The sequence below is a fragment of the Prevotella sp. ICM33 genome (genome assembly GCF_000517825.1).
GTDB lineage: Bacteria > Bacteroidota > Bacteroidia > Bacteroidales > Bacteroidaceae > Prevotella > Prevotella melaninogenica.
The window spans coordinates 1-12415 of the sequence record NZ_JACD01000024.1 but is presented as its reverse complement, the minus strand read 5'-3'; the positions used below and the strand labels follow the sequence as shown (position 1 = coordinate 12415).

At 40.3% G+C, this 12415-nt stretch carries 14 protein-coding genes and 1 tRNA gene; 6 read left to right on the top strand and 9 right to left on the bottom strand.

All coding sequences use genetic code 11. The features are described from left to right. Positions 1-240: 240 nt before the first annotated feature. From HMPREF1505_RS03800 to rlmN, 8 genes are all read right to left on the bottom strand, one after another. Positions 241-314 (bottom strand) — tRNA-His (locus tag HMPREF1505_RS03800). Between the two features lie 89 nt (positions 315-403). Then, complete coding sequence (secG, locus tag HMPREF1505_RS03795) at positions 404-772, bottom strand: preprotein translocase subunit SecG (RefSeq protein WP_036922782.1); 369 nt, start codon at positions 770-772, stop codon at positions 404-406. 9 nt (positions 773-781) lie between these two features. Next, a complete protein-coding gene (locus HMPREF1505_RS03790) occupies positions 782-1546 on the bottom strand; it encodes a hypothetical protein (RefSeq protein ID WP_036922779.1) in 765 nt (254 codons plus the stop codon). Between the two features lie 70 nt (positions 1547-1616). Then, positions 1617-2153, bottom strand: coding sequence for an LptE family protein (locus HMPREF1505_RS03785; protein WP_013264601.1), 537 nt, complete (start codon positions 2151-2153; stop codon positions 1617-1619). Positions 2154-2190: 37 nt separating this feature from the next. Then, positions 2191-3432: a sigma-54-dependent Fis family transcriptional regulator gene (locus tag HMPREF1505_RS03780; RefSeq protein WP_036922776.1), complete on the bottom strand. Its 1242-nt coding sequence runs from the start codon at positions 3430-3432 to the stop codon at positions 2191-2193. 186 nt (positions 3433-3618) lie between these two features. Then, positions 3619-4620, bottom strand: a complete 1002-nt coding sequence (locus tag HMPREF1505_RS03775) for a lysylphosphatidylglycerol synthase transmembrane domain-containing protein (RefSeq protein ID WP_036922773.1) — start codon at positions 4618-4620, stop codon at positions 3619-3621. Between the two features lie 46 nt (positions 4621-4666). Then, on the bottom strand, positions 4667-5803 hold the full coding sequence (locus HMPREF1505_RS03770) for a PdxA family protein (RefSeq protein ID WP_036922770.1): 1137 nt from the start codon (positions 5801-5803) through the stop codon (positions 4667-4669). A 95-nt stretch (positions 5804-5898) separates the two neighbouring features. Then, positions 5899-6951, bottom strand: coding sequence for a 23S rRNA (adenine(2503)-C(2))-methyltransferase RlmN (rlmN, locus tag HMPREF1505_RS03765; protein WP_036922767.1), 1053 nt, complete (start codon positions 6949-6951; stop codon positions 5899-5901). 211 nt (positions 6952-7162) lie between these two features. On the opposite strand from rlmN, the gene HMPREF1505_RS13095 reads away from it, so the two are divergent. Then, positions 7163-7309, top strand: a complete 147-nt coding sequence (locus HMPREF1505_RS13095) for a hypothetical protein (RefSeq protein ID WP_155948908.1) — start codon at positions 7163-7165, stop codon at positions 7307-7309. Positions 7310-7592: 283 nt separating this feature from the next. Here HMPREF1505_RS13095 and HMPREF1505_RS13090 read toward each other — a convergent pair whose 3' ends face one another. After that, positions 7593-7754, bottom strand: coding sequence for a hypothetical protein (locus HMPREF1505_RS13090; RefSeq protein ID WP_155948907.1), 162 nt, complete (start codon positions 7752-7754; stop codon positions 7593-7595). 1 nt (position 7755) lies between these two features. Between HMPREF1505_RS13090 and HMPREF1505_RS03760 the strand changes: the two genes are divergently transcribed. From HMPREF1505_RS03760 to HMPREF1505_RS03740, 5 genes are all read left to right on the top strand, one after another. After that, the gene (locus HMPREF1505_RS03760; RefSeq protein WP_036922755.1) at positions 7756-8802 is read left to right on the top strand and encodes an adenine-specific methyltransferase EcoRI family protein; all 1047 of its coding nucleotides are present in this window, start codon (positions 7756-7758) and stop codon (positions 8800-8802) included. A 35-nt stretch (positions 8803-8837) separates the two neighbouring features. Continuing rightward, positions 8838-9962, top strand: coding sequence for a DUF262 domain-containing protein (locus tag HMPREF1505_RS03755; protein ID WP_231480331.1), 1125 nt, complete (start codon positions 8838-8840; stop codon positions 9960-9962). A 455-nt stretch (positions 9963-10417) separates the two neighbouring features. Continuing rightward, entirely contained in the window at positions 10418-10843 is a 426-nt protein-coding gene (locus HMPREF1505_RS03750; protein ID WP_013263931.1) for a membrane protein, read from the top strand. Positions 10844-10993: 150 nt separating this feature from the next. Continuing rightward, positions 10994-11542 (top strand): glutathione peroxidase, encoded by a 549-nt coding sequence (locus HMPREF1505_RS03745; protein ID WP_036922753.1) that lies wholly within the window; start codon positions 10994-10996, stop codon positions 11540-11542. 186 nt (positions 11543-11728) lie between these two features. Further along, complete coding sequence (locus tag HMPREF1505_RS03740) at positions 11729-12040, top strand: MGMT family protein (RefSeq protein ID WP_036922750.1); 312 nt, start codon at positions 11729-11731, stop codon at positions 12038-12040. Positions 12041-12415: the final 375 nt, after the last annotated feature.

Here is a 12415-nt window from a genome sequence, read left to right as displayed (position 1 = left end):
AGGAAAGAAAAATATATTAATTAAGAAAATTTCCCCACCTTTTTTCTACTGAGCCTTTATTACGGTCTTATTCGCAAGCAGTGATTCCATGTGCCATTAGCTTTTTATTATTGCTTTAAACATTGTCATATTTCAGTCAATAATTAGTAAATATACAACTTGTAGTATCTTTGCATAGTGACAATGATGTACAAAAGAAAAAGCGGAGGTCATTAAAAGACTTCCGCTTAATTCTTGAAGGGTGGGTGGTGGGATTCGAACCCACGACATTCAGAACCACAATCTGACGCTCTAACCAACTGAACTACATCCACCATATTGGCTATTTCTTTTTAGCGAGTGCAAAGGTACGGGTTTTATTTGGACTGACCAAATATTTCCCGTACTTTTTTCTTATTTTCCCTTATTTTGCTGGTGCAGCTGGTGCAGCTGGTGTCGCAGCTGGTGCAGCTTGCTTCTGCTGGCTTGCACCGAAGTTAGGCAAGTTGTTAGGGTTTGTTGTATTGTCATCTAATGCAGCTTTCTCAACAACACTTGCGTCTGTGGTTGCTGATGGTGCAACGTAAGCACTTGCTACGCTGATAATAACCATTGCGATCGCTAAGCCCCATGTAGTCTTCTCTACAAAGTCTGTAGTCTTGCGAACACCCATGATAGCATTAGATGATGAGAAGTTTGATGAAAGACCACCGCCCTTTGATTCCTGAATCAGAACGACACCAATCATCAAGAGTGCTGCAATCACGATAAGAATTACGAATAACGTGTACATTTTCTTGTCTTATTTTTTATTGTTATTTATTATCAATTTCTCCAAAAAACGTATTTGGTCTGCAAAGTAACGATTTTTTTTCGGATATACCAAATTTAATCGCCTAATAATTTCCAATGCTTTAGAATATCGACCTTGTTTTATATAAATTCTTGCTAATGTTTCAGTAAAGTAGCCAGTATCTTCATTTTCAGCTGCTTCATTGTGTTCATTCTCTTCAGGTTCGTACTCAGTCTCGTCTTGTAAAGTGATTTTACCCCCTTCATTATAGATGAAATCGTCGATAAGTTCTTGTCCTCTTAGTTGTGGAGTGATATCCTCATTTTGCTTACTTTCACTTTCCAATAAATAGGCAACGTAGTCCACAGTGGCATCAGCAGGTGTCGGCTTGCGCCTTCCTTCTGTTTCCTGTGTTGTATCTTCTTCTTCAGGAATCTGCTCTAAGAATGTATCGATAAGCGATGTTGTACGGTCTTCCTCTGTAGTCGTTTCAGCGTTGATAGTTATTGACTGCTTTTCTGCCTTTTTCTGTTCTGGAATCAGTTGATAATGGGCATCCTCAACGAGCTTGAAGAGGATATGACGGTCAGAGATGTACACTGCTGCACGTCGTAACTCATCATCGAAGGTGGGGTCATGAAGCAGAAAGAGATTCTGCAACAACAGAATACGAGCTGGCTGATAGTAAGGATAGAGCGCAAGCATACTCTGGAGATCGTATAAGGTCTCCTTGTTTAGATTCTCCGGATGATTAATAAGATTGGCTATATCCATAGGACGATAAGCGATTATGTGGGGTGATCAGAATAATAGTCAATGAAATTAAAATACTGATGTGGAATGGCTACCAGTTTGCAACAGTTGCGTTAAATATCTGGTCGGTAAGGTCCTTCACCATCTGTGTGACGAGTTCCTCCTGTACAGAATTCAGACTACGTACAGTTTCATAGCTTGAAGTAGCTGTGAACTGTCGTTCAAAGTCTTGGCTATGGTTTGTATTGTTTGTGAAGCGCACATTGACAGTGATGGAAAGTTCTGTTTGTGCAGAATATCCTTCACTTGAGACACTCTTATTACGTTGCTGATACTGTGTGATTTCACCTTCAATCTTCATATCACCATTACGCTTTACTTGTTGTAGGCGTGTATGGTTAGCAAAGACATCTTTCAATTGATTGTTGAACATTGGTCCCATTGGTCCCCATACATAGGTAGAGCGGATAGGGAAATCTGCAATTTGAATGGTACGCACTTTACTGTAATCAATACTTGCACCATTAAATTTATAGGATACACTGCAAGCTGCCAATAAGAGCAGGCAGATAGCTGTCACACCCCATGTCAATGGGCGGATAGATGTGAATTTCTTTCCTATCTTCATTGTTTTGTAAGAGGGTAGTCCCTTTTGTGTCTATTGGTTAATCTTTGTCTAATCCGTATTGTCTGATTCGGCGATAGAGTGTGCGGTCGCTGATACCCAACTCTAAAGCAGCTTTCTTACGATTTCCATTGTTACGCTCTAAGGCTTTCTCCACCAGTTGCTTTCCAATGTCGTTGAGGTTGAGTGTCTCTGGTTCAGATATTTCTTCTGCCACAGCATCTTCAACCTGTTCTATCGTTCGTGTTGGAGTGATAGGCTGTTTGCTTGTGGTAGCAGGAAGATTAGAAACTGTTGATGAAGTAGGCTGGAAACCGCTTGCACCATTGAGTTGTCTGCTTTCCTCCAACTGCTTACGAACGGTGTTGAGGTCACGTCGTAAGTCACTTACATTACCTCTCAACTCATAGAGAATTTTATAGAGAATCTCACGTTCACTCTCATAGCTATGTGAACCACCACTTTGTATCGTAGCAAGCTGTGTGCTGTCTTGGTCACGTGGGATGAAATGTAGCAATGTTTCTGCATCAATCTCACGCTTCTCGCTTAGGACAGACATCTGCTCAGTAATGTTCTTTAATTGACGAACATTGCCAGGCCATTTGTACTGTAACAGAATCTGGCGTGCTTCATCTGTGAGTGTAATTTTTGGAAGATGATACTTCTCAGCCATCTGCATAGCAAAGAGGCGGAAGAGAAGAACGATATCTTCGCCACGATCACGGAGTGGTGGCATCTGAATTGGAATAGTGTTAAGACGATAGTATAAATCTTCACGGAACTTACCTTCGCTAACAGCTTTCTGCATGTTGACGTTAGTAGCAGCTACGATACGTACATCTGTCTTACGGATTTCCTGGCCACCAACACGGATATATTCACCTGTTTCGAGTACGCGAAGTAGTCGAGCTTGCGTTGCTAAAGGAAGTTCACCCACCTCGTCGAGGAAGATGGTTCCTTTGTTGGCTATACCGAAATAACCTTCACTATCGCCAATAGCTCCTGTGAAAGAACCCTTCTCATGACCGAAAAGTTCACTATCAATGGTCCCTTCTGGGATAGAACCACAGTTGATAGCAAAGTATTTCTCGCGACGACGAGGAGAATTGTCGTGGATTACACGTGGGACAATCTCCTTACCAACACCGCTCTCACCGATAATCAGTACAGACAAATCAGTGGGTGCTACCTGTAAAGCAACATCCAGTGCACGATTCAGTCCGTCGTTGTTACCGACAATGTTATATCGTTGTTTGGTCCTCTGTAATTCTGTTGTATTCATTTGACTGACAAATTTACCTATTTAATTTGAAAAAACTGCAACTTTGGCAGACTTTAACAACTTTCTTTCTGTCTTTCTTTGTTGTTTTTCAGTGGAATGAATCAACTTGTTCTAAATTATTCTCAAGAAGAAAAAGATTTCTTTTCATAAAGATAATTTGTGAAGTATAAAACTACCGAGTGTATATTACTTGTTTCTCTTCCTGTCCAGTTTGATAAGCAATAAGCCAATAGCTGTCCAAATAAGTTCACGGATACGGACAAGTAGAGCAACGAAAATACCCGCTTCGAGCGTGAGTCCTAAGCCTTTAACAGACATCAGGAAACCTCCTTCACGACCACCTAATTGTAGAGGTATGAAGAAGAGCATATTAGCAAAGAGAGAGGTGAATGCAAGGATGAGAATGCAATCAAAGTAATTGACAGAAGGTAGCAATACCAAAAGGATGAAGAATATCTCTAAAGCACTGCAAATTCTGCAAGATAATTCAAGCAGAACAACGGTGAGGAAGGTACGTGGGTTTTGGTTGTGCAATGATGCTATCTGTGTGTCAATTCTGTCAAGTTCTTCCTTATGATTGGCAACAAAAGGTTCTGCCCATTTCTTAACAAAAGGAATGTGGCGAACAAGGTTCATTACGCGGACTGCTAATCCTTTTTTATAACCCGTGAGGAAGAACCAAATTGCAGATACGCAGAAAGCAAAAACGACAGCTAACATCGTGCCCATCAGGAGGTTGACTGGTTGCGTGAAAATATAAAGGAAGATGGATATAAGCCAAAACCAGAAATGACTAAAGATGTGTGTCATAGCATAAAGGACGACAGAAGATGTAGCACGTTCTGCTCCAATCTTCGGTGTCAGTTCCATGATACGATATGGTTCGCCACCCATTAGTCCTCCAGGAGTAGCGTAGTTAAGTGCAAAGCCTGATACAGTAACCTTATAAAGCCAGAAGAATGATACTTTCTTCCGTTCCTCAGCGTCTTGTGTCTGACTACGTATAATTGTAAACCAAGCTGCAGTATTAAAGATGTATAAGAATACCCATAGTACAACTACTGCAAAGAACCAGTAGCCTGCATGCTGTATCTTCTGCCATGCATCAGCAAAGTCAAGGTTGTACACCATAATACAGAGTACAACCAAGCCAAAAGTGAAGAAGATGTTCTGAAACTTTTTGTTCATAAGTCTTCTTATTTATATTTGTCGTAAGGAATGAAGGAAGACACGCTTAGTGTGTCTCCTTCGTATTACGGTTTTCACTATTGTTTGGTATGCGATCCTCACGCTTACGTGGAATTGCAAAGCGCACCTTGTCGCTTTCGTCTCTTCTTTCCTTGTAAAGCTTAGGAAGTGGATTACCCATTGGTGCATCATATTCTGCACGATTGCGGAAGATGTCAATAGCAAGATAGATTGCATGACGGAATGGTAGTTCGTCAACATTACCCTTTCCTGCTAATGAAAGGCTATTAGGAATTTCTGCAGAGGTGCGAACGAGTGGCAATCCTGCTGTGTAAATGATACCATGAGACACAGAAAGTGTACGGAAAGGAGCAAGTCCTTGTTCGTAATACATTGCTAAGATGCCATCAAAATGTTCTGTGTAATTGCAGCCAAAGAACGTATCGGCAGGATAAGGACCAAAGGCTTGTATGCCATTCTCAACAAGTTCGTCAATAGCTGGCAAGATTATCTCATGTTCTTCAGAGCCTAACAAACCATTGTCGCCAGCCTTAGGATTCAGTCCAAGTACTGCAATGCGTGGACAAGAAAGGCGGAAGTCGCGACGAAGACTCTTAAAGAGTGCACTTGCATTGTTAACAATACTTGCCTTTGATATTGATTCTGCTACTTGGCGCAGTGGGAGATTACGTGTAGCAAGGGCAACTCGCAGTCCATCGTTTATCAAGATTGACAAGCCTTGCTCCTCTGATTCCATGTGATCTTCAATGTAACGGCTCTGACCACTGAAATGGAAGTGTTCATTATTGTCAATAGGAGCTGTAACGAGAACGTCAAATAGTCCTTGGCGATAGTCCTCTAAGGCCTTGTCTACAGCACGCAAGCCAGCAATACCAGACTCCTCTGAGGCAACGCCCAAATCAACCTTAATTTCGTCATCAAATACAGGGAGCAGGTTGAGTCGTCCGTTCTGTGCTTCTGATGCATCTTTGATGATAGTGAAGTTAGCTTCTATGTCAAGTGCATTACGATGATAGGTGGCTACTTTAGGCGAACCATAGATGATAGGCGTACAAAGCTCCAGCATCTCTGGTTCGGCAAAGGTCTTAAAGATAAGCTCATATCCAATGCCGTTGGTATCTCCGTGTGTGATTGCTACGCGGACTCTTTTATTATCGTTCATATACTTATATCTTGTATTGTTTTGTTATATTCAGTTTCCTATTGGCTCTCTGTGTGTAGTCTGTTAGTCTTTTTACGTTCTTATTTTTTACCTTTTTACTTTTTTCCTCTACCTCTTTCTTCTTCTATCTTCTTTGCTGTTGAGAGCAGACCGCAGGCTGCAAAGATATCCTGTCCACGACTGGCACGGATAGTTGTGAAGACTCCATGTTGTGTTAGATAGTTTCTGAATTTCTCCATTCTGTGGTCATCAACACCCTGCAATGGGATATTAGGGATAGGATGGAAGCGAATAAGATTCATTCGGCAGTCCAATCCTTTGAGTAGTTGTACGATAGCCTTGGCATGTTCCTCGCTGTCGTTGAAATCCTTGAAGACAATATATTCGAATGACAGACGGCGCTGACGAGAGAAGTCGTAATTGCTGAGTAACTCGATAATACTATCAATAGACATTCCTTTTTCTGCTGGCATCAACTCCGAACGCTGGTCGTGTAAAGGGGTGTGCATACTGATAGCAACATGGCAGTCACTCTCATCAAGGAATCGTTTTAGCTTTCCTTTGACACCCACACTGCTTACTGTAATTCGCTTTGGTGACCATCCGTAACCAAAGTCAGCAGTCATAATCTCTGTGGTGCGCAGTACGTTGTCAAGGTTATCCATTGGCTCACCCTGACCCATGAAGACGATATTCGTCAATTTATCACGTTCTGGGAGGGAATAAATCTGATTAAGAATATCTGTAGCTGAAAGACTACCTTCGAAACCCTGCTTTCCTGTCTGGCAGAAGAGGCAGTTCATCTTACATCCTACTTGTGAAGAAACACAGAGTGTAGCACGGTCTTCGTCTGGAATATACACCGTTTCAACAAACTTACCGCTGTCAGTAGGGAAGAGATATTTGATAGTTCCGTCTTTAGAATGTTGTGCATCGATAGGCTCTTTGCAACCAATAGCATATTCAGCAGCGAGTTTCTCTCTGTTTGCTTTTGAGATGTTCGTCATCTCATCAATACTTTTCACATGCTGTGTATAGAGCCATTTGGCTATCTGTCCGCCTGTAAAAGCTGGCATTCCGAGCGACTTAGCAACCTCTTTTAGTTCGCCAAGTGTCATTCCCAACAAATACTTCTTTGCACTTTCCATTCTCGTTCTCAATGTTTTGTTGCTGCAAAGATAACGAAAAAATAGCTAATATTAGTGTTTTCCTTTCTTTTTTGCCACACTTCGATGATATGGAGTGGTAAAGTCTACTAAAGTAAGAAGGGATTTATCACGTATTATACAATAGTTTTTTTGATTTCATTTTCCTATCATTTTTAACATTTAGCGTAAATGTGTTAGAAATCAATCGTTTATGTATCAACCTTGGATGACAGAAGTGACAGGAAAGTTTGTGTTAGAGAAATCGTTTGTCAATTACGAACTATTCCTTTTCACGTCATCAAAGCTTCCACACTATGTTTCGTTTACACAGCTTGTTTTGTTGGGTAGTATCGTGTAGTATGGAGATATTTCTGTAAATGTAATAAATATATGAAGTAAAAGAATTAAAAGTAAAAAGGCTCTGTCTTTAAAGCTTTATTTCGTTTTTCTTACAGTTGTTTTTGACTTTTCATAGGTTTTTTGTATCTTTGAAGCGGATTTGGCTAAGCCAGTCCATTACATTGTTGGTAAATAAAGCATTCGCTATTATTCGCGTTCAGCCAAAAGCCTCGGAAACTTCTTGGAAATAATGTAACTTGAATAATATGTGACGGGCGTATCGTATGGTATGCTTCGGACAATTAATTAATAGCAATGCACACGCAATAGGCGTGGTGCATTCTTGTTAGTTGTCTGAGGTTTCCATCCGAGGCTGCCTCATAGCTGAACGCAATAAGGTGCATCCACGCCTTTATTGTGTCTTGGCGTGATTGATAGTCGTAATGCATAAGACTATCATTCATAATGGCAAATAAAAACCTAAATGCTGCAAAGACAGCTAAAAAAGACGAGTTTTATACGCAGTTGAGCGATATAGAACGAGAATTACAACATTATTGGAAACACTTCAGTGGAAAGACAGTGCTCTGTAATTGTGATGACCCTTACGAGAGTAACTTCTTTAAATACTTTGCTTTACGCTTTAATCAGTTAGGATTAAAGAAACTTATCTGTACCTGTTATAATGGCTCTCCAATGCAAGGTAACGAGTTGGTGTTCAGTTTTGATGATGCAGACTCCGAACCACAGAAAGTTGCTTATAAGATGGAAGTAACTGAAGTGAAGGATATGAATGGGGATGGGGCAGTTGATTTATCCGATGTTCGCTACCTTTTAATGAATGATAAGAATGTGATGTCTATTCTGCAGACTGGCGATTTCCGTTCACCTGAGTGTGTTGCTCTTTTGAAGGAAGCTGATATTGTTGTTTCTAATCCGCCTTTCTCTTTGTTCAAAGAATATATTGCACAGCTAATCACCTATAATAAAAAGTTTCTTATTTTAGGGAACCAGAATAATGTAACTTACAAGGAAGTTTTTCCTTTATTGATGGAAAATAAAGTTTGGTTAGGGTATAAATCTGGTGATATGGCTTTCAAAGTGCCAGACAGTTATCAACCACGAGAAACAAGGTTTTGGCAGGATAAAGATGGACAGAAGTGGAGAAGTTTAGGCAATGTTTGTTGGTTTACGAATCTTGAGCATAAAAAAAGATATGAAGAGATAGATTTAGTATGTCATTATTCTGATGAAGAATATCCTAAATATGATAATTATGATGCTATTGAAGTGTCAAAAATAACAGATATTCCAATGGACTATCAGGGAGCTATGGGAGTTCCAATCACGTTTATGGATAAATACTGCCCTGTTCAATTTGACATAATTGGTGCTTCAGAAAGTGAGGGTAAAGGATTCTCTAATGGGTTGTGGAACTCGGAGAGTGGTATAGCACAACCTTTAGTTAAGGGAAATAAGAAATATAAACGTGTATTTATTAAACGGAAGTAAAATAGTATCGTAAAAGCTAAAAACCAAGAAGTCTTATGATGACAATCAAACAAATAGAGGTAACAGTAGGTGATATAGCACGTGGTTACATTAATAACGAGGAACAGGGAATACGTGGTTATGGTGGACAATTGGACATTCGTCCACCTTATCAACGTGAGTTTATATATAATGAGAGCGAACAACAAGCTGTAATATCAACAGTCTTAAAAGGCTACCCACTGAATGTAATGTATTGGGTAAGGCGTAGTGAGGATGCAGAATGTCCTTATGAAGTGATGGATGGACAGCAAAGAACGCTCTCACTCTGTGAGTATGTAGATGGGAAGTTTGCTTATGATTTCAAAAACTTTTTCAATCAACCTGCAGATATACAGAAACTTATCCTCGATTATCCGTTGACTATCTATCTTTGTGAGGGCGAACCCTCAGAGAAGTTAGAATGGTTCAAGACAATAAACATCGCTGGTAAGCCCCTAAACGAGCAGGAGATAAATAATGCTGTCTATGCTGGTCCGTTTGTTACGGATGCTAAACGCCATTTCTCTAAGTCAAACTGTGGTGCATATCGTTTGGGAAAAGACTTGGTTAATGGTACGCCAATTCGGCAAGAGTTCTTGAAGAAGGCTTTGGAATGGATGTCAGAACACGAAACAAGAGAAGGAAAACCGCAGTATGTGGTTGGTTATATGGCGGAACATCAGCATGACCCAAATGCAAATAATCTTTGGACTTACTTTCAGAATGTACTTAATTGGACTATAACAAACTTTGATTTGAAGAAGTTTAAAAAGATTATGAAGGGTCTTAATTGGGCTTTATACTATGATAAATATCACAGTACAACTCTTGATACAGCAGATTTAGCCAGCAGAATTTCTAAACTGATTCTTGATAGTGATGTGCAGAAACAAGTGGGTATAATTCCTTATGTGCTGACAGGAGATGAGCGTCACCTCGATTTGCGTGGTTTCCCAGAGGATATTAAACTTGCAGTGTGGGAAAAGCAACATCATATTTGTCCGTCCTGTCAAAAAGAGTTTGATTATGAGTTTATGGAGGGTGACCATATTACTCCATGGCGTGAAGGCGGAAGAACTGTGATAGAAAATTGTCAGATGCTTTGCCGTGAGTGTAATAGGCGGAAAGGAGGTCGGTAGGTTTCTTGTTTTTTATATGTTTTCGAAATAGGAGTGTTTGTTAGTTTTTAATCGTTAAAGGCATTTCTAATTACAAGCGAGTGTGATTTTCCTCGGCATCATTTTGTGTGCTTTTGAGGCTTAGCACCATTGGTGCTTACCATTAGCACAATATGTGTTCGGCACCAACACAACGATAATAAAGAACAAGGGAGGGACTTATAGTTCCTGTTAAGGCTGTCTATTAGTGGCAGGAAAGCCTGTTATAGATGCAAAATGATGTTAAAACTAATATGCAATCGCTTGCGATATAAATGTCTTTTTATAACTTTGCAACTGAGAATAATGGTTTAGAAAGATTCGAGTAATAAAAGATTGTAAAGACGATTAGTAAGTAAAGGTAATTTAGGGGGTGCGACACTGATATCAGTTAGCGCTGGGAGAGGGTGATGCGCCCCCATTTAAAAAGAAACAGGATGAACAAAGTAAAGATGATTTTCCGCCTCCTTTTAGGAGCATTTATGACGTATGCAGGTGTTTCTCACCTGACTTTTAACCGATTGGAGTTCGTGGCACAGGTGCCTATGTGGCTTCGATTCTCAGAAGGATTTACCGATTTCGTGGTACTTTCTTCAGGTGTAGTAGAAATTGCTTTAGGATTGAGTATGCTATTCTTGTATAAGCATAAGGCGGTAGTAGGAGCGTTGCTCGCCCTCTTCTTTGTACTCATCTTCCCTGGAAACCTCAATCAATATTTCTATCATATTGATTCATTCGGGTTGAATACTGACACTGCACGTCTTATCCGACTATTCTTCCAGCCAGTACTGATAGCATGGGCATTGTGGTCTACTGGTGGTTGGCAGGTTTGCAAAGAATGGATGTCGAGATTAAGAAAATAAATCGTAAGGATTAGGAATCAACTTTGATAGGGTAGAAACTTCCTTGGTTGATACTTTTCAAGGCTATGATAGACGAAACACACGAGTTTGAAATATCGCTTTTATGGCGTAAAAAATATTATTGTAGAATTTAATAAAGAGTAAAGAATTATGGCAACAGTTTATGATTTCAAATTGAAAGATAAGAAAGGTAACGAGGTAAGTCTCGAGACATATAAGGGTAAGGTACTTCTTATCGTAAACACAGCAACAGGTTGTGGTTTTACTCCACAGTATGAGGAGTTGGAGGCAATGTACCGCAGTCTGAAGGAGAAGGGACTTGAGATTCTCGATATTCCATGTGATCAGTTCGGTCATCAGGCTCCAGGTACAGACGAGGAGATTCACGAGTTCTGTACAGCAAAGTTTGGTACTGACTTCCCACAGTTCAAGAAGAGCGATGTGAACGGTGCTAACGAGCTCCCTCTCTACACATGGTTGAAGAGTGAGAAGGGCTATGCAGGTGGTGCATACGAGGAGAAGTTGGCTGCTATTATGGAAGACCTTTACAACAAGGCAAACACAGAGCCACGCAAGCAGAACGACATCCAGTGGAACTTCACAAAGTTCCTCGTTAACCGCAATGGTGAGGTTGTTGCACGCTTCGAGCCTACAGTAGACCTCAAGGAGGTTCAGAAGGCTGTTGAGGCTGCGCTTTAAGCAGAAGCTGATAAGTAAGTTTTAATAGTCCCCTGCGGGACAATCGTTTAGGAGTTGAAGGTTTTAGTGGGGTTAAGCCATTACTGTTTCTTTTCGGAGGGCAGCAGTGTAAGGATATGAAAGGTATCGGCTTAACCCCTACTAAATTTCTTCGCTCCTTTTTTATTAGGACAATTTGGAGTACGAATGGCTGTAGATATAGAAGCATTTCGCAAGGAAGTTTATAACGTTGTGGCATCAATCCCGAGCGGTCGTGTACTGAGTTATGGACAGATAGCATGGCTTGTAGGCTGTCCTCGTCATGCTCGTTTGATTGGAAAAGTACTACATGGTGTATCTGAAACAGAAAATTTGCCATGTCATCGAGTTGTAAATGGTAACGGACGTACGGCTCCTTGTTGGGAAGAACAGCGCGGTTTGTTGGAAGCAGAAGGGATAACCTTCCGTGCAAATGGCTGTGTAGATATGAGAAAGTGGCAATGGAAACTGGAGGAGTAAGGTTTCTGTAGTCATTTATTCCTGAAACATTGTGGTCTAATGACCGATTTGGGTTAAATGTGTGAACACTTTTCGTATTGCGTTATCGGGAGAATCGAAGTTACTCATTAGACAAAAACATGACTAAGACAGTCAACTATCTGTCCTATTATCATCCTCTGACATTAAAAGTTATTTCAATTAAGACTTCGGTAATTTGTAGAAAAGGTTTTGAAAAATAATTACATAATCTCAAATAAGACATCTATAAATATACGGAAATAATACAAATAAAAGCAGGTTTATAACTATAAGGTAATCAGTTAGTTATAAAGTAGTAGAGTAAAAGGTGCTTAATTGGACTTCAAAAGGGCGTTAGTAAGGGTCTTAAAGGGC

Coding starts and splice junctions, on each gene's coding strand:
- HMPREF1505_RS03780 (WP_036922776.1), bottom strand. CDS start 3,432: ATGAATACAACAGAATTACAGAGGACCAAACAACGATATAACATTGTC.
- HMPREF1505_RS03790 (WP_036922779.1), bottom strand. CDS start 1,546: ATGGATATAGCCAATCTTATTAATCATCCGGAGAATCTAAACAAGGAG.
- HMPREF1505_RS03750 (WP_013263931.1), top strand. CDS start 10,418: ATGAACAAAGTAAAGATGATTTTCCGCCTCCTTTTAGGAGCATTTATG.
- HMPREF1505_RS03760 (WP_036922755.1), top strand. CDS start 7,756: ATGGCAAATAAAAACCTAAATGCTGCAAAGACAGCTAAAAAAGACGAG.
- HMPREF1505_RS03770 (WP_036922770.1), bottom strand. CDS start 5,803: ATGAACGATAATAAAAGAGTCCGCGTAGCAATCACACACGGAGATACC.
- HMPREF1505_RS13095 (WP_155948908.1), top strand. CDS start 7,163: ATGTATCAACCTTGGATGACAGAAGTGACAGGAAAGTTTGTGTTAGAG.
- HMPREF1505_RS13090 (WP_155948907.1), bottom strand. CDS start 7,754: ATGAATGATAGTCTTATGCATTACGACTATCAATCACGCCAAGACACA.
- HMPREF1505_RS03745 (WP_036922753.1), top strand. CDS start 10,994: ATGGCAACAGTTTATGATTTCAAATTGAAAGATAAGAAAGGTAACGAG.
- HMPREF1505_RS03775 (WP_036922773.1), bottom strand. CDS start 4,620: ATGAACAAAAAGTTTCAGAACATCTTCTTCACTTTTGGCTTGGTTGTA.
- HMPREF1505_RS03785 (WP_013264601.1), bottom strand. CDS start 2,153: ATGAAGATAGGAAAGAAATTCACATCTATCCGCCCATTGACATGGGGT.
- rlmN (WP_036922767.1), bottom strand. CDS start 6,951: ATGGAAAGTGCAAAGAAGTATTTGTTGGGAATGACACTTGGCGAACTA.
- HMPREF1505_RS03740 (WP_036922750.1), top strand. CDS start 11,729: ATGGCTGTAGATATAGAAGCATTTCGCAAGGAAGTTTATAACGTTGTG.
- secG (WP_036922782.1), bottom strand. CDS start 772: ATGTACACGTTATTCGTAATTCTTATCGTGATTGCAGCACTCTTGATG.
- HMPREF1505_RS03755 (WP_231480331.1), top strand. CDS start 8,838: ATGATGACAATCAAACAAATAGAGGTAACAGTAGGTGATATAGCACGT.